Consider the following 22,883-nt stretch of genomic DNA (forward strand, 5'->3'; position numbering starts at 1 on the left):
GAGTTGTACCGTGCTGGATAAATGGATAAACACCATCGAGTTGATGGTATTCCGCCACCGTGCGGCCGTACTGATCCTGTTTACGCTGATGAGCGCGTTTCTTGGGTACAGTGCTACAGAATTGAAGATGGACGCGGCGTTCACCAAGAACATCCCGCTAAACCATCCCTATATGCAGACCTACATGAAGCACCGCGAGCAATTCGGTGGCGCCAACAGCATCATGGTGGCGGTATCGGACAAAAGCGGCGACATCTATAACCCGAAATTCTTCGAGGTTCTGCGTCAGATCCACGATCAGTTGTTCTTTATCCCGGGTGTGGATCGCACCCAGGTCAAATCGCTCTACTCTCCCTCAACCCGCTTTACCGAAGTGGTTGAGGACGGTTTCCGTGGCGGCCCGGTTATCCCTGCTGACTTCAGCGCGGATCCCGCGGGCCTGGCCCAGGTTAAAGACAACGTCGAGAAAGCGGGCATCGTGGGTCGCCTGGTCTCTGACGATTTCAGTGCAGCGATGGTAACCGCACAGTTGCTGGACTGGGTACCCATTCCGGAAGAGGAACGCGTCGAGGGTGGCCCGGTGACCCGCTCGATGGATGTGCTGGCCTTTGCCGAACAGCTCGAAGCGGAGATCCGCCAGCAGTACGAGGATGACCAGATTCAGGTGCACATCATCGGTTTTGCCAAGATGTCCGGTGATGTGGCTGACGGTGCCAAAGACGTACTGCTGTTTTTCCTGATTGCCATCCTGATCACCGCTGTGATGGTGTTCTACTTCAGCCGCAGCGTGATGATGACCCTGTTGCCGCTGGGCTGTTCGCTGATCGCCGTCGTGTGGCAGATGGGCGGACTGACGGTCCTCGGCTTTGGCCTCGACCCGATGTCGATCCTGGTCCCGTTCCTGGTGTTTGCCATCGGTGTGAGTCATGGCGTACAGATGATTAATGCGGTGGGACACCGGGTGGCGGAGGGCTCCACCGCCAAAGCGGCGGCGCAATCGGCCTTCCGCTCGCTGTTGGTGCCCGGAGGCGTGGCCCTGCTGTCTGATACGGTGGGCTTTCTGACCCTGCTGGCGATCGACATTGGCATCATCCGTGAACTGGCCATCACCGCGTCGCTGGGTGTGGGCCTGATCATCCTGACCAACCTGGTGTTGCTGCCGGTGTTGCTCTCCTACGTGAAGTTTTCACCCGCCTATCTGGATAAAATCCGCGCCAGCCATGGCAAGGTTGCCCCGATTTGGCACACCGTGTCCCGCTTTGCTGAGGGACGCCGTGCCAAGGTCGTGGTTGGTGCAGCACTGGTGTTGTTTGGTTTGGGGTACTTCCAGGCCCAAACCATGAAGATCGGTGATCTGCACGCCGGTGCGCCGGCGCTGAAGGAGGAGTCCAGATACAATCAGGATACCTTCTACATTACCGACAACTTTTCCATCACCACGGACGTGTTGACGGTGATTGTGGAAGCCTATCCGGAGGCCTGTACCTACCATGAGGTGATGGAGCGCATCGACCGGTTCCAATGGCGAGTTGAGAATGTGGCGGGCGTGCAATCCACAGCGAGCCTGGCATCCATCGCCAAGATCGTGAATGGCGGCTATAACGAAGGCAACCCGAAGTGGCGGACTTTGCCCCGTACCACCGCCACACTGGTGCAGGCTACCTCGCGGGTACCGACCTCATCCGGCCTGCTGAACGGCAACTGCAGTGTGATGCCGGTGTACCTGTTCCTGCAGGACCATAAAGCCGAGACGCTGGACCGGGTGGTGGCAGCCGTGAAAGCGGAAGCGGAGCGCTTTAACACCCCAGAGGTCCAGTTCAAGTTGGCTTCCGGCCCGGCGGGCGTCATGGCCGCCACCAACGAAGCGGTGGCCGAAGCCCAGACGCCGATGATGATCTACGTCTACGGCGCGGTGTTCCTGTTGTGTCTGCTGAGCTTTAAGTCGCTACGTGCCACGCTGGCGGTGATTCTGCCCCTGTATCTGGTGTCCACTCTGGCGCAGGCGCTGATGACCTTCCTGCAGATTGGCCTGACGGTCAGCACCCTGCCAGTGATTGCACTGGGTGTGGGCATCGGTGTGGACTACGGTATCTATATCCTGTCGACCATGACACCCTATCTGCGGGCCGGCATGGCGGTACAGGATGCCTACCTTAAAGCGTTGTGTGAGCGCGGTAACGCGGTGGTGTTTACCGGTATTACCCTCGCGGTCGGCGTCAGCACCTGGGTGTTCTCCAGCCTGAAGTTCCAGATGGACATGGGCATCCTGCTGACCTTTATGTTCCTGGTGAACATGGTGGCCGCGGTAGTGGTACTGCCTGCACTGGTTCGTTTGTTGTGGGGCAAGGGCCATCCTGTGTCTCAACAGGCACCCTCGACGGACACCCGCCAGGCGGCGTAACGCTAAGCCATTGAAACGAAACGCCACCTCCGGGTGGCGTTTTTGTTTGTCAGGCCAATCAAAAAATCCGGTCAGGGCAATTCACTGGTCTTACCAAGTCAGTTTGCTGCATAAAGGCGCCCGGTTCCTGCGTGAATTTGCAGTTTTTGCGGCACTGACTGACTGAGTTGTCAAAGTTGCTCAAAACCCATACAAAACCCCCAATTTCAAAATGCGTAACGGCTCACATTGAGTAGTAAAGGGTGATACACTTCGCCTCGCAAGTGCCGCCAAGGCCGCGGCAGATCAAACGGCAAAACAATAATTAGCGAACAAGCGCCATCGCAGAAAGGACAAGCAACATGGCCATGCAACCGTCAACGCCCCAAGTCCTGCTCGACAACGTCGTGGAGCTGATCCACAAGAAAATGCCGGAGCAGCAAGCCCCCCTAATCGACGCCTTTGCCCGCCTTATTTTTGGCACCCTGGCAAAAGATGAACTCTCCCAGCGCAGCGACAGTGATCTGTACGGCGCGACACTGAGCCTCTGGAACACCCTTAACCAGACTCAAGCCGGTGAATTCCGCAATCGGGTGTATAACCCGGTGCAAAGCACCCACGGTTGGCAGTCCGCCCACACCATCATCGAAATGGTGTTGCCGGACATGCCGTTCCTGGTGGACTCCGTATCCATGGCGCTTAACCGCTCTGGTATTGCGTCTCACCTGATGATTCACTCCCCGGTCGCCATCACCCGTGACGACAAGGGCGCAGTAAATGGCGTGCGTCACGTACTGGAAGGGCAGGCCGACGATGAGCGCGTTGCGGTCTTTCTGGTGGAGGTCGATAACATCGACGATGCCAAGCGCATGACCGCGTTGGCCCGCGAACTGGACTCCGTGATCCTGGACGTGACCGCCGCAGTAAATGACTGGCAGCCGATGCAGGACAAGCTGGCGGAAGTCACCAACATGGTCAAAACCGGCCCTCATGCCGGTCACGAGAGCGACCGTGAAGAAGCGGTGGCGTTCCTTGAGTTTCTGGCTAACCACCACTTTACCTTCCTGGGTTACCGTCACTACGACCTGACCCGGGTTGAAGGCGACATCAATCTGCAGGGGGATAACGACAGCAGCCTGGGGATCATGCGAGAGCAACCCAGCCAGGGTCTGCTGCTTTCCTCATTGCCGGAGCAAGCGCGCAAAGAAGCGCTGGGCAGCGGTCGTCTTATCCTGACCAAAACCAACACCAAAAGCCGGGTGCATCGCCCCGCTTACATCGATTACGTTGGCGTCAAATGCTTTGACGAGAACGGGCAGGTGGTCGGAGAGCATCGCTTTATTGGCCTCTATGCCTCGTCAATGTACAACCGCAGCCCCCGCGAAATCCCACTGATCCGCCGTAAGCTGGAACAGGTCGTGAGCCGTTCCGGGCTGGCGCCGAACAGCCACGATTACAAAGCGCTGATGAACATCCTGGAAACCTATCCCCGGGATGAGCTTATCCAGGCCAGCGAACAGCAGCTGTTTGAAGGCGCCATGGGCATTCTGCACATGCAGGACCGCGACAAGGTTCGACTCTTTGTCCGTCGGGACCCCTTCGGTCGCTTTTTCTCTGCATTGGTGTTCACCACCAAGGAACGCTACAACACCCAGCTGCGCATTAAGACCCAGAAACTGCTGGCGGAATGCTTCCAGAGTGAAGATGAGGTGGAGTTCACCACCTATTTCTCAGAGTCCACACTGGCGCGCACCCACTACCTGGTGAAGGTGGAAGACAACAATATGGATATCGACGTAAAAGAGCTCGAAAACAACCTGGTTGAACTGGCACGTTCCTGGGAAGACAAGCTCGACAGCGCCCTGGTGGAAAGCCGCGGTGAAGCGCAAGGCAAGCAACTGTCCCGCCGCTTTGTGAACGCATTCCCCCGCAGCTACAAAGAAGATGTGCTGCCCAGTGCCGCGCTGGTGGACATCGAGCACCTCGAGAAGCTGGAAACCTCTGACGAACTGGGCATGCTGTTCTATCAGCCGCAGGAGAAAAAACTCGGCGGCAAACAGGTGTGCCTGAAGCTGTTCCACAAGAACGAGCCAATCCATCTGTCCGATGTGCTGCCGATGCTGGAAAACTTTGGCCTGCGCGTTATCGGTGAACGTCCGTATCAGGTGGTGACGTCTGAGGGCAACGAATACTGGATCCTCGACTTCTCCATGACCTTCAAAGGGGAAGTGGAGGAGGACATCAGCTCCTATCAGGCCCGTTTCCAGGAAGCACTGGGCAAGGTGTGGGCGGCAGAGTATGAAGATGACGGCTTTAACCATCTGGTGCTGTCTGCCGGCCTGACTGGCCGTGAAGTGACTGTGCTACGGGCGTACGCCAAGTACATGCGTCAAATCGGCGTGACCTTCTCCCAGGAGTACATCGCCGAGACTCTCGATAAGTATCCTCACATTGCCCGCCTGCTGGTGGACATGTTTGCCAAGCGTTTTAACCCGAAGAGCCGGGCAAACCGCACTCTGGACAAGCAGCTGGCCCAGGTTGAGGCCTACCTGGATGACGTCGCCAACCTCGACGATGACCGCATCATCCGTCGCTACGTTGAGCTGATTGAAGCGACGCTGCGCACCAACTTCTACCAGCCGGTCAGCTCCGGTGAAGACAAGCCGTACGTTTCCTTTAAGGTGCTGCCTGAACTGATCCCTGAGATGCCGCTGCCGTTACCGAAGTTTGAGATCTTCGTGTACTCGCCGCGGATGGAAGGGGTGCACCTGCGTGGCGGCAAAGTGGCGCGTGGCGGTTTGCGTTGGTCCGATCGTCGTGAAGACTTCCGTACCGAAGTGCTGGGTCTGGTCAAAGCCCAGCAGGTGAAGAACACCGTGATCGTTCCGTCCGGTGCCAAAGGTGGCTTTGTCTGTAAACAACTGCCGGCAGAGCGTGATGCCATGCTGGCGGAAGGTCAGGATTGCTACCGTATGTTTATCCGCGGCCTGCTGGATGTTACCGATAACATTGAGCAGGGCGAACTGGTCCCGCCGCTGAATGTGGTGCGCCACGACGAAGATGACCCCTACCTGGTGGTGGCGGCGGATAAAGGCACCGCGACCTTCTCTGACATCGCCAACAGCATCTCTGAAGAGTACAACTTCTGGCTGGGCGACGCGTTTGCCTCCGGCGGCCAATACGGCTACGACCACAAGAAGATGGGCATCACCGCGCGCGGTGGCTGGGAATCGGTCAAACGCCACTTCCGCGAAATGGGGGTCGACTGCCAAACCACCGATTTCACCTGTCTGGCGATTGGTGATATGGCCGGTGACGTATTTGGTAACGGCATGCTGTTGTCACGCCATACCCGCCTGCAGGCGGCGTTCAACCACATGCACATCTTTATCGACCCGACGCCGGATGCGGCCACCAGCTATGAAGAGCGTGAGCGCCTGTTCAAGCTGCCGCGCTCCAGCTGGGAGGACTACAATGCTGAGTTGATCTCCGAAGGCGGTGGCATCTTCAACCGCAGCGCCAAGTCCATCAAGCTGACGCCGCAGATGAAGACCATGCTGGCCACCAAGAAGGTGCAGATGACGCCGAACGAGCTGATTCAGCACCTGCTGCAGATGGAAGTGGACCTGCTGTGGAACGGCGGCATCGGCACCTACGTCAAAGGCGCTCGTGAAACCCACGTTGAAGTGGGCGACCGTGCCAACGATGCGGTGCGCATCAACGGCAGTCAGCTCAAAGCCAAAATTGTGGGCGAGGGCGGTAACCTGGGCCTGACCCAGCTGGGCCGCATTGAGTATGCGCAGGCTGGCGGACGCATCAATACCGACTTTGTTGATAACGTTGGCGGGGTGGACTGCTCCGATAACGAAGTGAACATCAAGATCCTGCTGAACCGCCTGGTGGCGGAAGGCGAGATGACCGTTAAGCAGCGCAATAAGCTGCTGGTTGAGATGACGGATGAGGTTGCCGAGATCGTCCTTGAGGACTGCCGCAACCAGACTCTGTCCATCTCAGTAACGCAAGCCCGTAATGGCGAGCAGCTGAAAGAGCAGATCCGCTTTATCCAGTACCTGGAGAAAGAGGGCAAGCTGGACCGGGCGCTGGAGTTCCTGCCCAGCGATGAAGAGCTGTCTGAACGCCTGGCGGCTGGCCATGGCCTGACCCGTCCGGAGCTGTCGGTTCTGGTGGCTTACGCCAAGATGGTGCTGAAAGAGCAGCTGGTGGATCCGAGCGTTACCGATGAGCCCACCATCTCTCAGCGTCTGTTTGAGTACTTCCCGGTACGCCTGCAGGCCAAGTACAGCGAATGGATGAAAGAGCACCCGCTGCGGGCTGAAATCATTGCGACGTCGTTGGCCAACGACATCATCAATAATATGGGCCTGAACTTTATCCAGCGTATGCAGGATGAGACAGGTGCCTCAGTCTCGGAAGTGGCACTGAGTTACACTATTGCCGCCCAAGTGTTTGGCTTAGATAGCATTAAGGCGCAGATCATCGAGCAGAACGGCGTTGTCGATGCCGAGCGACAACACGAGATGCTCTACCAGTTGCAACGCACGGTACGCCGTGCCACACGCTGGTTCCTGCGCCGCCGCACTGGCAACCTCGATGTCGAAGCGAGCGTGGCGTTCTTCCAGCCAGTGGTTCAAGAGCTCAATCAGAGCTTTGGTTCCCTGCTGCAGGAGGAGGAAGCCCGTGGTATCGAGGCCCGTGCTGAGAGCCTGGTGGCAAGTGGTGTGAATGCCGAATTGGCACACACGGTAAGCCGCCTGAGTACCCTGTTCTCAGCGTTGGATCTGGCAGAGATCGCGAAAGACGATAATAAGCCGGTTTCCCTCGTGGCCGAGACCTACTTCCGCCTCGGTGCCGGCATCGAGCTGCACTGGTTCCTTGAGCAGATCAACGAGCAGCCGGTTTCAAACCACTGGCAAGCGTTGGCTCGCGCGGGCTTCCGCGAAGAACTGGACTGGCTGCAGCGCCGTTTGACCCTGGTGGTACTGCGTAACTGCGGTGCCCAATGCCAGGCGGACGCTATCATTGAGCAGTGGGTAGATGACAATAACGCAACCCTGGACCGCTGGTTGCACATGATGGCGGAGTTCCGTACCTCCAAGAGCCATGAGTTCTCCAAGTTCTCTGTGGCACTGCGGGAACTGAACCTGCTTATCATGCGCTGTGACTCGATCGCTGAGGCACGTTAAACCAACCTATAGGGAAAAGCCTCGGCCGTAGCCGGGGCTTTTTTTAGATCTGGAGAAAGAATGTTTTACCGCATCGCACAAAAATTCCTGTTCCAAACCAATCCGGAATTTGCGCACGACTTCGCCATGGGCAGCCTGCGTCGCACCGCGAACACGCCGCTGGCCTGCTTCTATGCACAGAATGTCCCTCACGCCCCGGTGGAATTTATGGGCGTGCAGTTCCCCAACCCAGTTGGTCTGGCCGCGGGTATGGACAAAGATGGTGAAGCGATTGACGCGTTTGCTGCCATGGGCTTCGGTCACGTGGAAGTGGGTACAGTGACTCCGCGTCCCCAGCCGGGTAACGACCTGCCGCGTCTGTACCGCCTGAAGCCGGCGCGCGCGATCATCAACCGGATGGGTTTCAACAACAAAGGCGTCGACAACCTGGTCGCCAACATCAAGGCGTCCAACCCCGGCAACTGCGTTATTGGTGTGAACATCGGCAAGAATAAAGACACGCCGCTGGAAGAGGGTAAGAACGATTACCTGATCTGCATGGAGAAGGTGTATGACGTTGCCGGTTACATCGCCGTCAACATCTCCTCTCCCAATACTCCTGGCCTGCGTACCCTGCAGTACGGTGAGATGCTGGATGACCTGTTGGCGTCGCTGAAAACCAAGCAGCGCGAGCTGGCAGAGAAGTACGGTAAGTACGTACCGGTTGCCCTGAAGATCGCCCCGGACCTGTCTGATGAGGAGATCCGTCAGGTTGCTGCGTCGCTGGTTCGCCATGAGATTGATGGCGTAATCGCAACCAACACCACGCTGGCGCGCGAAGGGGTAGAGCACCTGCCTGAGCATACTGAGGCGGGTGGCCTGTCCGGTGCTCCGTTGACCGAACGCTCCACGATTGTGATCCGCAAGCTGGCGGACGCGCTGGATGGCAAGTTGCCGATTTTGGGAGTTGGTGGTATCGACTCTGCACAGCATGCCATGGACAAACTGGATGCTGGTGCCAAGATGGTGCAGATTTATACCGGATTTATTTACAACGGTCCGGAATTGGTAAAAACGATCACTGAAGCGTTTTTGAAGCGCAAATAATGCCTCAATGATGAAATAAAAAGGGGCTTCGGCCCCTTTTTTGATCGAGCGATCAAAGATCCGATCCGGCGATCAAAATGTGATCACCTAAGATCCTGATCATAAAAGGATATTTTTTAAGCCAAGCTTGTCAGGCGGTTAATTAATAGTCTAATATAATGTTGGGCTAGGGAATGGAATAAGCATCATGTACATCACACCAGAACCCTGTTGGGCATGGATGTATCATCATGACGAAGATAAGTTAGCGCTGGAACTCGGTGAGGATTGGTTATTTCTCAGCCCGTTCAGTGCTCGTCATCTTATTCCCGACAGTCTGCACGGTGCCGCTTTCAGTGCGCAACACGCCGATTATTACAACGATGTGCTTGATCGGTTGCGTAAACAGCTGCCTAACAGCGCGCCGGAAGTGGTGCAAATTGCACTGAATCTCACAGCCGCGCATTTCTTCAGCCTCCCGATGATGCCAAAAAGCTGGTTTTTCCAGACCAGTGCGCACATCGCCTACGCCTGTAATGGTAAATTGGTTGAGCTCGATACTGGCTCAGAGCGCGCTCGTTTTGCTGTGGTGGATGGCGGCGAGCAGTCGTCATTGCTGATGTTGCTGGAACAGAGCCTGGCTCTGGGCAATAAGAAAACGATGAAACAGTTTGAGCTGATTAAAGTGATGAACGACAGACTGTCACCCTGTCAGAGCTTGAAGCACCGGCGCATCGTCGCCGCCTGAATACCAACGCCTCGCTGAACAGCGAGGCGTTTTTCTTTGCGCAAACTCCGCCCTAAGCGCCAGACGCTACACTGTTTCACGGTGTCTATAGCGAGGCTGGCTCATGTCGACTCGAACGTTATTTCCGTTGCTCATCGCCTTGTCGCTTTGTGGCTGCAGCAGTGTTGAGCGGCAACCCGTACCTGAATCGATGTCTGAATCTGTAACGGTGTTAGGCAGGGATGATCTGCGGGAGTGGGGAGACGAGATTGGCATAACACCAACGGACATCCTTAAAAAATACGGGGAACTGGAAACCGTATTCCCGGCGATCATGCACAGGGAACATCACTACCTTGTGCTCTCAGGTGGTGCTGAAGACGGTGCTTATGGCGCTGGTGTGCTGGCCGGGTGGAGTGAGGCGGGTACCCGGCCTGAGTTCACTATGGTGACCGGGATAAGTACCGGAGCTCTGATCGCACCCTTTGCGTTTCTGGGTTCTGAGTACGATCCGGTTTTGGAAGCGATCTACACCACCCTGGGCTCAAAGGACCTCTACACCCAACGCAGTTGGTTAAGTTTATTTACTGCCGATGCGGTCGGCGATACGACGCCTTTTAAAGCCAGTATTGCTCGGTTTCTGGATGACCGGACACTGGATGCCATCGCCGCTGAGTATCTTCGGGGCCGACAACTGCTGATTGGCACCACCAATTTGGATGCGGGTCGTCCGGTAATCTGGAATGTGACGCGAATTGCCGCATCTGGTCACCCTGGCGCCTACCCATTTATTCGCTCGCTGTTTCTTGCATCCGCCGCGTTACCGGGCCTGTTTCCGCCGGTTTATGTGCCTGTCGAAGGCCCTCAGGGACAACCGATGGATGAGATGCATGTGGATGGCGGAGTCACTGCCCAACTGTTTTTCGCGCCCAGCAACATAGACTGGTCAGAAGTGATCCGCTTGCTGGATGTGAAAGGAACGCCAACGCTTTACCTGATCCGAAATTCACGGGTCGAGTCACGCTACCAAACGGTTGACCCTAACCTGAAGGCGATCGCCGGTCGCACCATCGGCACACTGATTCGAACTCAGGGGGTAGGGGATATCTACCGGCTGTTGTACCTGTCGGAACGGGACCATATTCGCATCAAGTCCACCTGGATCCCGGTCGATGCCGTTGTGGATGTTTCCATCGACGAGGTGTTTGATACCGACTATATGAAGGCGTTGTATCAGTACGGTCGGGAGCGGGCCCTTTCCGACAGGCTTTGGTTTATTAAGGGCGCCTCCATCAATGACGGTGAGGACGATGAGCCATAAATGGCAACGAATTGATGACCTTGGTTCAGAGTATGTTTAACCGCGCTATGGCATTATTTTTCGCTGCTGTGAATGATCCGTTTGTCCTGCCTTTGCGCATTTTGCTGCCTGAATAATGACCAGGCAGCAAAAACGTTTTGTGATGACCATGGCACACCATATCACCGTCACCGAGTAAGATATTGGCGCTGAAGTATTGAACAGTTCGACACTTTACGCGTCTTCTTTGTTTTTTCATGTTGGTGCACCGCCAACCAGTATTAGGGAACCTCGCCCATGAACGACTCCGTTTCTGGCCCTTCAACCAACGCGACGTCCAATGAGTCTGCACCGTCTGAGCCTCAGGATTCGGGGAAAACACTCAACAGTGCGCGCCGTTTTACCTTCATTCTTCTGTTCGCAGCACTCACTATTTGGCTCTACACCTTGTGGGTTGACCGCCTCACACCGATGACCGATCACGTCCGGGTTAATGGCCAACTGATTCGGTTAAGCCCTCAGGTATCCGCACAGATCGAAAAAGTGTTAGTACCGGACAATGCACGGGTTTCTCAGGGCGAACCCCTGATCCAACTTGAAAAGCACCAGTTCCAACTCAAAGTGGATTCCGCCAAAGCGGCATTACAGCAAACTACCCAGTCCGTGGATGCAGACACCGCTGCAGTCGCGGTTGCGAAAGCCAATCAGGTCGCGGCCCGGGTGCGGTTGGACAACAGCCGCCAACACGCTGAGCGCAACGTGGCTTTGGCTGAAAACGGCGTTATCAGTCAGTCTGCCCTGGATGACAGTCTTGCCGACGTTCAGTCCGCAGAAGCGCAGTTGGCACAAGCGACGGCAAATCTCGAAAAGGCCAAGCAGGCGCTGGGCCCGATTGGCGAAAACAACCCACAACTGAAGTCTGCGCTTAACCAACTCGATCAGGCCCTGCTGAATCTCTCCTATACCACCCTGTATGCGCCGGGCGATGGGGTTATCACTAATATGGAGCTGGCGACCGGCGATTACGCCGCTGCCGGTAAACCGCTGCTTACCTACATCAACAACGACTCGCTTTGGCTGACCGCCATGGTCCGGGAGATCTCACTGGCCTACGTTAAACCCGGGACGCCGGTAAAGATCATTCTGGACTCCTATCCGGGCCGCAGTTTTGAAGGCGAAGTTCAGTCTATCGGCTGGGGCAGTGCCGGTAATGGCAGTCTGGAAGTGGACGCGAACAGTGGACTGATGACCTCACCCAATGGGTTGCAGCATGCGCAGCGTTTCCCGGTCAACATTCGCTTTCTTGAGCTGCCCGATGACGTTCAGTTGAGATATGGCGGCCGGGCCACCGTCAGTTTCTATCCGGGACAGACTGAAACCGGTGAGAAACTGCTCGACCTCTGGACCTGGATCTGGAGTTATCTGAGCTATGTTTCATAGTCGAGCTAACGGCCTGATTCGTCTGGCGGTATTTCCGGTCTTACTGCTGTTTTTACAATACCAGTTTGGCACCCGTTTACCGCTGATTGCGCCAGCGTTGGCGGCGGTCTTTCTTTCCGTTTCTGCAGTCGCCCCCCCGGTGATCATGGTGGTGATGATGGCGTCAGTACTTGCCGCCACGGCATGGGTGCAGGCGCAGATCAGCATTCTGTTGATTGACCACCCGTTGGTCTACTACATCATGCTGTTCGTGCTGGTGTACTGGTGTATGCAGCGGATCCGCGATAACCCGGCCGACCTGCTTGGCATCCTGATGCTGGTTTCGACAGCGATCGTCGCGGTATTTACCCAACAGAAAGGCGCGGAAGTGAGCCAGTTATCACTGAGCCTGCTGCTTGAGATGGGTTATGCCGGACTGACCGCCTATCTGGCCTATTTCCTGTTTCCCGGTGGCGACCCCATTGCGGAAACGCCGAAAGCGCCGCCCAGTCAGGCGTTGCACACGGAGATTTGGCATCTGGTGGTGAAAGCGGCCGTCGTAATCCTGGTGCTATGGGCCGTGATTCGCATGGATCTGGCCCAAAGCACCATTGTCGCCATCACCGTCGCGAACATCATTAAAGACCCAAACCCCATCGTGGGTAAGCAATATGGCTGGTTCAGGGTGGCCACCACCTATGGTGGTTTTCTGTTTGCCTTACCGGTGCTGCTAATGAGCTTGCTGCAGACCAATTTCATTGGCCAACTCGGCGCCGCTTTGGTGTGTGCAATGCTGATGGGGATTTATGCGATCAAGCGACAAGCCAGTTTTAACACTCTTCAACTGCTCTATACCGGCTTTATTGTGCTGGTGTATTACGGGCTGACAGAAACCGCTGGCACCGCACTGCTTGCCGATGGAAAACGCCTGCTGTCGATTCTGGGCGCGGTTGTGTTGGGTATGCTGGTGCTGATAGTGCTGCAACCTAAGACAACGACGGAACTGGAGTCCCGTACCTAGAACGCCAAAAGGCTGATGACCCTTCAAACTGGGTCATCAGCCTTCTTTTGTTTGTGCGGCCAATGGGTCGCGCAGCTGTACTTCCCCTACATGACGCTATCCCGTATCACCAAAAGCACTCTCGGTTTGCACCAGTTCGAACTGCCACGTCATTGACTCAAAAAATCAGTCAGCATTGTCCTGCAAGGAATACGGGGGAGGGGACGGATACAAAAAAAGCCAACGTGATGTTGGCTTTTCTGTTTGGGCGATGGCCTGAGGGTTATGAAGACCGATTCAGGTCATCTTGAAAGTGATTGCGGGGGCCGGATTTAACGGGCTGTCCCACAGCGACGGCCTGAGGGTTATGAAGACCAACTCAGATCATCTTGAAAGTGGTTGCGGGGGCCGGATTTGAACCGACGACCTTCGGGTTATGAGCCCGACGAGCTACCAGGCTGCTCCACCCCGCGTCCGAGTATCGTTTTACTTCTGAAGGGAAGTGGTTGCGGGAGCCAGATTTGAACTGACGACCTTCGGGTTATGAGCCCGACGAGCTACCAGGCTGCTCCATCCCGCGTCCGAGTATCGTTTTGCTTCTGAAGGGAAGTTGGTTGCGGGAGCCAGATTTGAACTGACGACCTTCGGGTTATGAGCCCGACGAGCTACCAGGCTGCTCCATCCCGCGTCCGAGTATCGTTTTGCTTCTGAAGGGAAGTTGGTTGCGGGAGCCGGATTTAAGGGGCCGTCCCACGGTGATGGCCTGAGGGTTATGAAGACCGATTCAGAACATCTTGAAAAGTGGTTGCGGGGGCCGGATTTGAACCGACGACCTTCGGGTTATGAGCCCGACGAGCTACCAGGCTGCTCCACCCCGCGTCCGAGTATCGTTTTGCTTCTGAAGGGAAGTTGGTTGCGGGAGCCGGATTTAACGGGCCGTCCCACGGCGATGGCCTGAGGGTTATGAAGACCGATTCAGATCATCTTGAAAAGTGGTTGCGGGGGCCGGATTTGAACCGACGACCTTCGGGTTATGAGCCCGACGAGCTACCAGGCTGCTCCACCCCGCGTCCGAGTATCGTTTTACTTCTGAAGGGAAGTGGTTGCGGGAGCCGGATTTAACGGGCCGTCCCACGGCGATGGCCTGAGGGTTATGAAGACCGATTCAGATCATCTTGAAAAGTGGTTGCGGGGGCCGGATTTGAACCGACGACCTTCGGGTTATGAGCCCGACGAGCTACCAGGCTGCTCCACCCCGCGTCCGAGTATCGTTTTACTTCTGAAGGGAAGTGGTTGCGGGAGCCGGATTTGAACCGACGACCTTCGGGTTATGAGCCCGACGAGCTACCAGGCTGCTCCATCCCGCGTCCGATTATCATTTTACTTCTGAAGGGAAGTTGGTTGCGGGGGCCGGATTTAACGGGCCGTCCCACGGCGATGGCCTGAGGGTTATGAAGACCGATTCAGATCATCTTGAAAAGTGGTTGCGGGGGCCGGATTTGAACCGACGACCTTCGGGTTATGAGCCCGACGAGCTACCAGGCTGCTCCACCCCGCGTCCGAAAGAGGCTTGTGAGAATTGGTTGCGGGAGCCGGATTTGAACCGACGACCTTCGGGTTATGAGCCCGACGAGCTACCAGGCTGCTCCATCCCGCGTCCTCAAAAGCGGGGCGTATCATATTCACTGGCATTTCAGTATGCAAGGGAAAACTCGATTAGCAGGGACTGTTCGGTCAGATTTTGCACCAAGGTGTTTTTCCCTATAGAGGAGGGGCTTCGAGGCGCAATTGCCGGTATAATACGGCCTTTGTCACCGAATTAAGATCCCATCCATGAAGCGCTTTTATGCCGCCACCCCCAAGGGGTTGGAATACTTGCTGGTCGATGAACTGACCGAGCTCGGAGCCGTTAATGCCAAAGAAGGCCAGGCTGTCGTCCACTTTGAAGCGGAACTGGATGCCGCCTACCGGATCTGTCTCTGGAGTCGTCTGGCCAGCCGCATCGTGCTGGTGCTGGACGAAGTCCAAGCGAAAACAGCAGAACAGATCTACGACGGCGTAAAAGGGATCTTCTGGCCGGGTGTCTTCGCGCCTCAAAACGATTTTGCGGTGGACTTCCACGGCGGTAACCGCGAGATCCGTAACAGCCAGTTCGGCGCTTTGAAAGTCAAAGACGCCATCGTCGACAGCTTTATGGAAGAGTGGGGCACGCGACCCACTGTATCCAAGCAATCCCCGCAGATCCGTATCGACTGTGCATTGCGAGCCGACAAGTTGCTGGTCGGTCTGAATCTGACTGGCGCCGCTATGCACCAGCGTGGATACCGCCTGGACAAAGGCAAAGCCCCCATGCGTGAAAACCTGGCTGCGGCTGTGCTGATGCGCAGCGGTTGGACTCAGGCCATGGACAAACCGCTTATCGATCCTTTCTGTGGCTCCGGCACCTTGTTGGTCGAAGCCGCACTGATGGCCACCGACACCGCGCCGTTGCTGCAACGCCAAAGCTGGGGCTTCGATCACTGGGCCGGCCACCAGCCTGCGCTGTGGCGCGAAGTACTGACCGAAGCGCAGGTGCGCGCTAACCGTGGCCAGAACCACTGTAAAACCCGCTTTATCGGTCGCGACATCAATCGCCGGGTTCTTTCGATCGCCAAAGAGAACGCCGAGCGTGCGGGCGTGGCCTCGTTGATTCAGTTTGAAGGTGGCGATGCCACCAATATGCCGTCTCCGCCAGCAACCCAAGGTTACGTGGTGGCTAACCCACCTTATGGTGAGCGTCTAGGCGATATGCCGGCACTGCTGCATCTGTTTGCCCGTTTGGGGCAGCAGTTCAAAGCGGAGTGGGCCGGCTGGCAGGTGAGCCTGTTGTGCAGCGATCCCATGCTCCTCAGTGCGCTGCGCCTGAAAGCGGAGAAGCAATACAAGCTGTACAACGGTGCCCTTGAAGTGATTCTGGCAAACTACCCCATTACCGAAGGGGTGGGCGGGCGTGTATTTGGTGAAGATTTTGCCAACCGTCTGAAGAAAAACCTGAAGGGCCTCGCCAAGTGGGTGAAGCAGCAGGATATCGACTGCTACCGCGTATACGATGCCGATCTGCCGGAATACAACGTGGCGATCGACCGTTACCAGGACTGGGTTGTGGTACAGGAGTACGCGCCGCCGAAGTCCGTACCGGAGCAGAAAGCCCGTCAACGCCTGATCGACGTACTGTTGCACCTGCCGGAAGTGCTCGAAGTGGATCCGCAGCAGGTGATCGTCAAGGTGCGCCAACAGCAGAAAGGCAAAGGCCAATACGAGAAGTTGGCTCAAGAGCACGAAGAGCTGAAGGTGAACGAATATGGCGCCAAGTTCCTGGTGAACCTGACCGACTACCTCGACACCGGCCTGTTCCTGGACCACCGCCTGGCCCGCCGCTATATCCAGGAACATGCACAGGATAAGCGCTTCCTAAACCTGTTTGCCTACACCGGCAGTGCCTCGGTACATGCTGCCGTGGGCGGCGCCCGTGCGACCACCACCGTCGACATGTCGAAAACCTACCTGCGCTGGGCCGAAGATAACTTCAGTCTTAACCGCCTGCGTGGTCGTGAGCATCGCTTTATTCAGGCGGATTGCCTGGCCTGGTTGGAAGCGTGCCCGGAGCAGTTCGATTTTATCTTTATTGACCCGCCGACCTTCTCCAACTCCAAGCGTATGGAGAAAACCTTTGATGTTCAGCGCGATCACTTGTGGCTGATGACCCAGCTTAAGCGCATTCTGGCGCCGGGCGGTGAGATCCTGTTCTCCAATAACAAGCGTCACTTCAAGATGGACGAAGAGGGGATCCGCGAGTTGGGCCTGGTGGCAAAAAACATTACGGCGCAAACCCAATCTCCGGACTTTGCCCGCAACAAGCAGATCCATAACGCCTGGGTTCTGCACCATGCCGAATAACACGGTAGTGCTGTTCCATACCGATGGCTGCCATCTGTGTGAGCAGGCGGAAGCTCTGTTGCTGGAGGGCGGCATCGCCCACAGCAAAGCCGATATTGTTGATAAGCCGGAATGGGTGGAAGCCTATGGCATCCGAATTCCGGTTGTGCGCCGTCAGGACGGCGCCGAACTGGGCTGGCCGTTTGATCTGGCCCAGTTGACCCAATTTGTTGAGGATGACGAATGAGTCTGATCCGGTTGAACCAGGCGCAGTTGGCGTTTGGTCATATTCCGTTGCTTGATCACGCCGACTTCGTGCTAGAGCCGAACGAGCGTGTGTGTCTGGTTGGCCGAAATGGCGCCGGTAAATCCAGCCTGCTGAAAGTGCTCGCTGGTTTGCAGGAGCTGGACGACGGCCAGCTTGGTTTAAACACCGACATCACCATCGCGTACCTGCCGCAGGACCCGCCGCGCGCAGAGAGCGGCACGGTATTCCAGTACGTCGCCGAAGGTCTGGCGCAGCTGGGGAAGGTGATTGAAGAGTTTGAGCTGGCCAACCAGAAGGTGATGGCCGACCCCAGCGAGAAAAACCTGGCCCGCCTGGCGCGAGCGCAGGAGGCGATGGACCACCATAACGGCTGGCAGTTTGAAACCCGCATCCACCAGACCCTCAGCCACCTTGAGCTCGATGGCCAGCAACCGATGACCGCACTCAGCGGTGGCTGGCAACGTCGTGCAGCGCTGGCGCGTGCGTTGGTACAGGCCCCGGACGTGCTGCTGCTGGACGAGCCCACCAACCACCTGGACATCGACGCCATTGAGTGGCTGGAAACGCTGTTGTTGGGCTTCTCTGGCTCCATCGTGTTTATCAGTCACGACCGTGGCTTTATTCGCCGGATGGCAACACGGATCATCGACCTCGACCGCGGCCAAATCCTCTCATTCCCGGGCGACTACCAAACCTACCTCGATGGTAAAGAGGAAGCGCTGCGGGTCGAGGAGGAGCAGGCGGCGCTGTTTGACAAAAAGCTGGCCAAAGAGGAAGCGTGGATCCGCCAGGGCATCAAGGCCCGCCGTACCCGTAACGAAGGCCGGGTTCGCGCGCTGAAAGCGATGCGTAATGAGCGCGCCGCCCGCATCAACCGCCTTGGCAAAGCCAACATGTCGATGAACCAGGGTGAACGCTCCGGCAAGCTGGTGTTCGATGTTGAAAACCTGGGTTACGCCTGGGCCGACAGCCCCATTGTTAAGGGACTGACCACCTCGGTTATGCGGGGCGACCGCATCGCCCTGATTGGTCCCAACGGCTGCGGCAAGTCCACCCTGATTAAGCTGTTGCTGGAGAAGTTGCCGGCACAGCAGGGCACAGTGAAGCAGGGCACCAACCTTCAGGTGGCGTACTTTGATCAGCATCGACTGGAACTGGACCCGGCAAAAACCGTTCAGGAAAACGTTGGCGAAGGCAAAGACACGGTGACAGTGGGCGGGCGAGACCGCCACGTTCTGGGTTACCTGCAGGACTTCCTGTTTGCGCCGGCGCGGGCGCGCAGCCCGGTAAGTTCGCTGTCTGGTGGCGAAAAGAACCGCCTGCTGCTGGCCAAGCTGTTTTTGAAGCCCGCTAACTTGTTGGTGATGGATGAACCTACCAACGATCTGGATGTCGAAACCCTCGAACTGCTCGAGGCCAAGCTGGCCGAGTTTGACGGTACGCTTCTGCTGGTATCGCACGACCGGGAATTCATCGACAACACCGTCACCACCACCTGGTGGTTTAATGGTGATGGCCAGTGGGATGAGTTTGTCGGTGGGTACCAGGATGCGGTAGCGTTAGGCGCCAAGTTCTATCGTCCGGAGGCTCAGACCCAGGAAGCGGTTGAAGCGCCGAGCGAACCTGTGTCCAGTAAGCCGGCAAGCGCGCCTTCAAGTGCAGCGCCGAAGAAGCTAACATACAAGCTCCAACGCGAACTGGATGCATTGCCCGCCAAGCTGGAAACGCTTGAAGCGGAGATCGAATCTTTGCAGGCTCAAATCGCAGAACCCGGATTTTTCGATGGCGACAGCCAGGCGGTAAACGCGGTCCTCACTCGATTAGCTGAAAAAGAACAAGAATTGGAACAGGACTTTGCACGCTGGGAAGAGCTCGAAGCGATGCAGGGTCAGGCTTAAGGGGAAACTATGAGCCCAACGTTGTTTGCCACCCGGAAGGTGGCGGTTGCTGTCAGTGCAGCAATGGCCCTGGGCGCGACCAGCGTCCAGGCCGAGGCCAATTGGCCAGCCTACGAGATTCAGAACATCAATGAGGTGTTCTCGATTCGCGGCACTCTGGACAACTCCCGAAATGGTTATGGTGCCGCCTTTGCGGGCGAGACCGCCCTCGGTATTGCCAAGGGGGTAAATGATGCGACCACCTCCGAAGACGATAACGTTATCGACGACGTCGTAGACGCCATCCTGCCGGAAGAGTCAGCCACCACCAACAGCATCTACCGCCCCTTTAACGGCAACAACTTCCTGTTTGAACAGAGCGCGGCGACCAACTGGGAGCCCGCCTATGTGCCGCTGCTGGAAAACACCCCGCCGGTACTGAACCCGGATGAGGATGAGAACCCGGACGCCATTCCGCGCACCAACGCGTTCTATTTTGATGCCACACCCCTGGGCCTGCGCACCGGCAGCACCTCTGCGCTGCAGGCAACGCCGCTGCCCAACGAAAACTGCGACCCGGCAGAAAACTCGGACTGCAGTGAGTTCCTCTACTACCGTGACTTCGAAAGCCGTGCGTTTGTGCAGTCCGACGCGGGCTACCTGCTTTTGCCGCCGGAAGCGGCGTCCATGGCTTATGTCACCGCCGACGAAGATCTCGACCCCACTCCGGTTCAGACGGGCGGCAGCAGCGTTGCTACCGCAGTTAACGACAATGGCGTGGTAGTGGGTTATGCCTCAACCGAGTTCAGCGAAACCGCCGGCGACAACATCGACCTCTGTATTGAAGCCCTCGCTGACGAAGACAGCGAGACCGTTCCGCTGCCGATCGAAGCCTGCGTTCAGAACCTGCAAAATGGCTCGGTCATTGGCTACCAAACCCGTGGCTACGTCTGGCAGGTTGATACCAGCAGCATGAGCATTGTCAGCCAGCAGCCGCTGCCGCTGACCTTCACTCCGAGTGAACTGCCAACCGAATCTGACCGCGACAACGTCTACCTTGGCCAGGCTCTGGGTCTGTCCGACGGCAATAACGACTTTATCGTTGGTCGAGGCAATCAACTGAGTAAAAGTGACCGACCGCTGAGCACGTTGTACGCGCAGGCTTGGAAAGCGAACGGTGGTGATTACTCCACCTATCTGATCGGTCCGACCGTTGAAGACAGCGAGCGTGTTGAGCAGTCCATTGCCTACGACGTGAACGACAGTGGTCTGGCCGTGGGTGTCGTACGCCGCTGGATTGATGGTTACGTTCGTAACAAGTTTGCGGTAGTAGACCTGAGCGCGGAGCCGGAAGAGTACCGCGACGGGCAACGTTACATGTTTACTGAGCCCAATGACTTCTTCGACAGCCAGTCCGATCTGGCCTCCATTGGTCGCTCTATCAACAACAACGGCATCGTTGTCGGTAACATCGAAGTGGACCGGGTTAAGAACCTGCCGCGTCGGGTTCGGGCCTTTGCGTACGACCACACCAACGAAGACTTTATCAACCTGAATGAGCTGCTGACCTGCGATTCCCGCGGTTACGTACCGGCTCAGGAAGGGGATGAAGGCGTTGAGATTGATGAAGCCGGCAACCTGTGGAAGAGCTACACCGTCGTCGATGACGAAAACTTCTCTACCACCATCACCTATAACGTTGAGATCACTCTGGTGGACGCCAACCAGATCGACGATAACGGCAACATCGTGGCGACCGCCCTGGTGCGCCTGCCACGGGTGAAAACCGAAGAGGTGGAAGAGACCGACGAAGATGGCAACACCACCATCCGAACCGTTGTGGTGATCGACGAGGCAACCGGCAAGCCGGTGATCGAGACCGACGCCAACGGCAATCCGACCACCAACCAGGTGCCGCGCTCCGTAGTGCTCAAGCCCGTGGATGCTGCACAAACCTGTACCCTGACCATCGAAGATGGCCTGAACCCGCCGCCGAACGAGCGACAGGGCGCCAGCTTTGGTTGGGCCTGGTTGATGGCACTGGCCCCGCTGGCCTGGTGGCGTCGCCGCCAGAGCTAAGCGAAAGGTGTTGAAAAAGGGGGCTTCGGCCTCCTTTTTTGTTTCAATCCGCCAGAGCGCGATTTAACCAATAGCGTTCAGGCACCTATCCTCGCCTGCGTCAAAAGCCAGATGAGCGCCAACAGTTTGACGATTTTCAGCCGGTTAGGGTTGCGCCGGGCATGGATCTTCAGCCGCATCAAATTTTCTTGAATTTTTAATCGTTCTGTCTCAGAAGCTTAAAGTTCAACCGACATTGTCAAGGGTTTTGGCCTGTTGATCTCGGCGAAAAAAACATCAACTATTGTCTGGAGGCTGACGGCCTCTTCCACATTTGCACATCACTGTTACGAGGGATGATATGCCAATGAAAAGACAAAAACGGGATAAGATGGATCGGGCTTTTTCCCGCGGTTTTCAAGCTGGCCTGACCGGCCGCTCGAAAGAGAATTGCCCTTATCATGCACCGGACGCAAAGATGCACTGGCTCGGAGGATGGCGGGAAGCCATTGATGGCCGAGAAACGGGATTGTTTACCAAGTAACCCCTCATCAGTCGCCCTCCCATTGGAGGGCTTTTTAAGGCCCGGTGGTTGCCGTATGCTGGAAGCGCATAAAGGAGGACAACCATGTCAGGGAACATCTACCAATTCAGTGCCGACCTCAACGGCGGCGAGCCCCAATCCTTGGAAGCCTATCGCGGCAAAGTGCTCCTGGTGGTCAATACTGCCAGTGCGTGCGGTTTTACGCCCCAGTATGAAGGCCTGCAGAAGTTGCAAAACGAGTTTGGCGAGCGTGGCTTCTCGGTGTTGGCCTTTCCGTGTAACCAGTTTGGCAATCAGGAATCCGGAGACGACGAGGCGATCCGTGGCTTTTGCGATTTGCGCTTCAATATCGACTTTCCGCTGTTTTCCAAAATCGACGTGAACGGCAACAACGCGCACCCCTTATTTGAGTGGCTTAAAGCGGAGAAGGGCGGTTGGCTGGGCGACAACATCAAGTGGAACTTCACTAAGTTTCTGGTGGACAGAGAGGGGCGGGTGGTTGAACGATTTGCGCCGACGACCAAACCTGAGTCGATCGCCGGCGCCATTGAGAAGCTGTTAGCTTAGAAGCTGTTAGCTTAGAAGCTGGAAGTGTCCTGGAACACGCCCACTTTCAGGTCGGTCGCGGTGTAGATTTCGCGGCCGTCCACTGACAGGGTGGCGTCAGCCAGACCCATGATCAGTTTACGGTGAATGGTGCGCTTGAGGTGGATATGGTAAGTCACCTTCTTCGCCTCAGGCAGCACCTGGCCGGTAAATTTCACTTCACCGACACCCAGAGCACGTCCCTTGCCTTTGGCCCCTTGCCAGGCCAGGAAGAAACCCACCAGTTGCCACATCGCATCGAGGCCGAGACAGCCCGGCATCACCGGATCGGACTCAAAGTGGCAGTCAAAAAACCACAGGCTGGGGTCGATATCCAGTTCGGCGATGATTTCGCCTTTACCGTATTTGCCGCCATGCTCATTGATGGTGGAGATGCGATCCAGCATCAACATGTTGTCTTTAGGCAGACGCGGCGCGTCTTCCCCAAACAGGCGGCCGTGACCGCTTTCAACCAGCGCCTCCTTGTCGTACTCAGAGGCGTTGATGGGTTCTAATTTTTCTGCCACTTGCATCGTTGTAA

The 22,883-nt window shown here is 56.6% G+C and carries 14 protein-coding genes and 9 tRNA genes; 13 read left to right on the forward strand and 10 right to left on the reverse strand.

The window, feature by feature from the left end:
* Window positions 1–10 precede the first annotated feature (10 nt).
* From FBAL_RS09550 to FBAL_RS09580, 7 genes are all read left to right on the forward strand, one after another.
* A complete protein-coding gene (locus tag FBAL_RS09550) occupies window positions 11–2,401 on the forward strand; it encodes an efflux RND transporter permease subunit (protein WP_013345391.1) in 2,391 nt (796 codons plus the stop codon).
* 341 nt (window positions 2,402–2,742) lie between these two features.
* Window positions 2,743–7,584: an NAD-glutamate dehydrogenase gene (locus FBAL_RS09555; protein WP_013345392.1), complete on the forward strand. Its 4,842-nt coding sequence runs from the start codon at window positions 2,743–2,745 to the stop codon at window positions 7,582–7,584.
* A gap of 60 nt (window positions 7,585–7,644) precedes the next feature.
* Complete coding sequence (pyrD, locus tag FBAL_RS09560) at window positions 7,645–8,670, forward strand: quinone-dependent dihydroorotate dehydrogenase (RefSeq protein WP_013345393.1); 1,026 nt, start codon at window positions 7,645–7,647, stop codon at window positions 8,668–8,670.
* A 187-nt stretch (window positions 8,671–8,857) separates the two neighbouring features.
* Window positions 8,858–9,397: a cell division protein ZapC gene (locus FBAL_RS09565; RefSeq protein ID WP_013345394.1), complete on the forward strand. Its 540-nt coding sequence runs from the start codon at window positions 8,858–8,860 to the stop codon at window positions 9,395–9,397.
* Window positions 9,398–9,500: 103 nt separating this feature from the next.
* Window positions 9,501–10,697: a patatin-like phospholipase family protein gene (locus FBAL_RS09570; protein WP_013345395.1), complete on the forward strand. Its 1,197-nt coding sequence runs from the start codon at window positions 9,501–9,503 to the stop codon at window positions 10,695–10,697.
* 450 nt (window positions 10,698–11,147) lie between these two features.
* Complete coding sequence (locus tag FBAL_RS09575) at window positions 11,148–12,116, forward strand: HlyD family secretion protein (RefSeq protein ID WP_245544388.1); 969 nt, start codon at window positions 11,148–11,150, stop codon at window positions 12,114–12,116.
* A complete protein-coding gene (locus tag FBAL_RS09580; protein ID WP_013345397.1) occupies window positions 12,106–13,116 on the forward strand; it encodes a DUF2955 domain-containing protein in 1,011 nt (336 codons plus the stop codon). The genes FBAL_RS09575 and FBAL_RS09580 overlap by 11 nt, the downstream gene beginning before the upstream one ends.
* A 375-nt stretch (window positions 13,117–13,491) precedes the next feature.
* Here the strand turns inward: FBAL_RS09580 and FBAL_RS09585 are convergent.
* From FBAL_RS09585 to FBAL_RS09625, 9 genes are all read right to left on the reverse strand, one after another.
* Window positions 13,492–13,568, reverse strand: a tRNA-Met gene (locus FBAL_RS09585).
* 30 nt (window positions 13,569–13,598) lie between these two features.
* Window positions 13,599–13,675 (reverse strand) — tRNA-Met (locus tag FBAL_RS09590).
* A gap of 31 nt (window positions 13,676–13,706) precedes the next feature.
* Window positions 13,707–13,783: transfer RNA gene (locus FBAL_RS09595), tRNA-Met, on the reverse strand.
* Between the two features lie 114 nt (window positions 13,784–13,897).
* Window positions 13,898–13,974: transfer RNA gene (locus FBAL_RS09600), tRNA-Met, on the reverse strand.
* 114 nt (window positions 13,975–14,088) lie between these two features.
* A tRNA-Met gene (locus FBAL_RS09605) sits at window positions 14,089–14,165 on the reverse strand.
* A 113-nt stretch (window positions 14,166–14,278) separates the two neighbouring features.
* Window positions 14,279–14,355, reverse strand: a tRNA-Met gene (locus FBAL_RS09610).
* Between the two features lie 30 nt (window positions 14,356–14,385).
* A tRNA-Met gene (locus FBAL_RS09615) sits at window positions 14,386–14,462 on the reverse strand.
* Between the two features lie 114 nt (window positions 14,463–14,576).
* Window positions 14,577–14,653: transfer RNA gene (locus FBAL_RS09620), tRNA-Met, on the reverse strand.
* Between the two features lie 22 nt (window positions 14,654–14,675).
* A tRNA-Met gene (locus tag FBAL_RS09625) sits at window positions 14,676–14,752 on the reverse strand.
* 176 nt (window positions 14,753–14,928) lie between these two features.
* Between FBAL_RS09625 and rlmKL the strand changes: the two genes are divergently transcribed.
* The 6 genes from rlmKL to FBAL_RS09650 all read left to right on the forward strand — a co-directional run bounded on the left by rlmKL (window position 14,929) and on the right by FBAL_RS09650 (window position 22,324).
* Window positions 14,929–17,031, forward strand: a complete 2,103-nt coding sequence (gene rlmKL / locus FBAL_RS09630) for a bifunctional 23S rRNA (guanine(2069)-N(7))-methyltransferase RlmK/23S rRNA (guanine(2445)-N(2))-methyltransferase RlmL (protein ID WP_013345398.1) — start codon at window positions 14,929–14,931, stop codon at window positions 17,029–17,031.
* Window positions 17,021–17,257: a glutaredoxin family protein gene (locus FBAL_RS09635; protein WP_013345399.1), complete on the forward strand. Its 237-nt coding sequence runs from the start codon at window positions 17,021–17,023 to the stop codon at window positions 17,255–17,257. Before rlmKL ends, FBAL_RS09635 begins: the two co-directional genes overlap by 11 nt.
* Window positions 17,254–19,176 (forward strand): ATP-binding cassette ATPase Uup, encoded by a 1,923-nt coding sequence (uup, locus tag FBAL_RS09640; RefSeq protein ID WP_013345400.1) that lies wholly within the window; start codon window positions 17,254–17,256, stop codon window positions 19,174–19,176. Before FBAL_RS09635 ends, uup begins: the two co-directional genes overlap by 4 nt.
* A 9-nt stretch (window positions 19,177–19,185) precedes the next feature.
* Complete coding sequence (locus FBAL_RS09645) at window positions 19,186–21,234, forward strand: DUF3466 family protein (protein WP_013345401.1); 2,049 nt, start codon at window positions 19,186–19,188, stop codon at window positions 21,232–21,234.
* Window positions 21,235–21,580: 346 nt separating this feature from the next.
* Window positions 21,581–21,757, forward strand: a complete 177-nt coding sequence (rmf, locus tag FBAL_RS19940; RefSeq protein WP_013345402.1) for a ribosome modulation factor — start codon at window positions 21,581–21,583, stop codon at window positions 21,755–21,757.
* Window positions 21,758–21,841: 84 nt separating this feature from the next.
* Window positions 21,842–22,324: a glutathione peroxidase gene (locus FBAL_RS09650; protein ID WP_013345403.1), complete on the forward strand. Its 483-nt coding sequence runs from the start codon at window positions 21,842–21,844 to the stop codon at window positions 22,322–22,324.
* An 11-nt stretch (window positions 22,325–22,335) separates the two neighbouring features.
* On the opposite strand, the gene fabA is transcribed toward FBAL_RS09650, so the two are convergent.
* Complete coding sequence (gene fabA / locus FBAL_RS09655) at window positions 22,336–22,875, reverse strand: bifunctional 3-hydroxydecanoyl-ACP dehydratase/trans-2-decenoyl-ACP isomerase (protein ID WP_013345404.1); 540 nt, start codon at window positions 22,873–22,875, stop codon at window positions 22,336–22,338.
* Window positions 22,876–22,883 lie beyond the last annotated feature (8 nt).

The sequence above is a fragment of the Ferrimonas balearica DSM 9799 genome, from assembly GCF_000148645.1.
Lineage (GTDB): Bacteria > Pseudomonadota > Gammaproteobacteria > Enterobacterales > Shewanellaceae > Ferrimonas > Ferrimonas balearica.

What these genes read in the sequence shown, in the direction of transcription:
- FBAL_RS09555 (WP_013345392.1), top strand. Translation starts at nt 2,743, where the DNA reads ATGGCCATGCAACCGTCAACGCCCCAAGTCCTGCTCGACAACGTCGTG.
- pyrD (WP_013345393.1), top strand. Translation starts at nt 7,645, where the DNA reads ATGTTTTACCGCATCGCACAAAAATTCCTGTTCCAAACCAATCCGGAA.
- FBAL_RS09565 (WP_013345394.1), top strand. Translation starts at nt 8,858, where the DNA reads ATGTACATCACACCAGAACCCTGTTGGGCATGGATGTATCATCATGAC.
- FBAL_RS09570 (WP_013345395.1), top strand. Translation starts at nt 9,501, where the DNA reads ATGTCGACTCGAACGTTATTTCCGTTGCTCATCGCCTTGTCGCTTTGT.
- FBAL_RS09575 (WP_245544388.1), top strand. Translation starts at nt 11,148, where the DNA reads ATGACCGATCACGTCCGGGTTAATGGCCAACTGATTCGGTTAAGCCCT.
- FBAL_RS09580 (WP_013345397.1), top strand. Translation starts at nt 12,106, where the DNA reads ATGTTTCATAGTCGAGCTAACGGCCTGATTCGTCTGGCGGTATTTCCG.
- rlmKL (WP_013345398.1), top strand. Translation starts at nt 14,929, where the DNA reads ATGAAGCGCTTTTATGCCGCCACCCCCAAGGGGTTGGAATACTTGCTG.
- FBAL_RS09635 (WP_013345399.1), top strand. Translation starts at nt 17,021, where the DNA reads ATGCCGAATAACACGGTAGTGCTGTTCCATACCGATGGCTGCCATCTG.
- uup (WP_013345400.1), top strand. Translation starts at nt 17,254, where the DNA reads ATGAGTCTGATCCGGTTGAACCAGGCGCAGTTGGCGTTTGGTCATATT.
- FBAL_RS09645 (WP_013345401.1), top strand. Translation starts at nt 19,186, where the DNA reads ATGAGCCCAACGTTGTTTGCCACCCGGAAGGTGGCGGTTGCTGTCAGT.
- rmf (WP_013345402.1), top strand. Translation starts at nt 21,581, where the DNA reads ATGAAAAGACAAAAACGGGATAAGATGGATCGGGCTTTTTCCCGCGGT.
- FBAL_RS09650 (WP_013345403.1), top strand. Translation starts at nt 21,842, where the DNA reads ATGTCAGGGAACATCTACCAATTCAGTGCCGACCTCAACGGCGGCGAG.
- fabA (WP_013345404.1), bottom strand. Translation starts at nt 22,875, where the DNA reads ATGCAAGTGGCAGAAAAATTAGAACCCATCAACGCCTCTGAGTACGAC.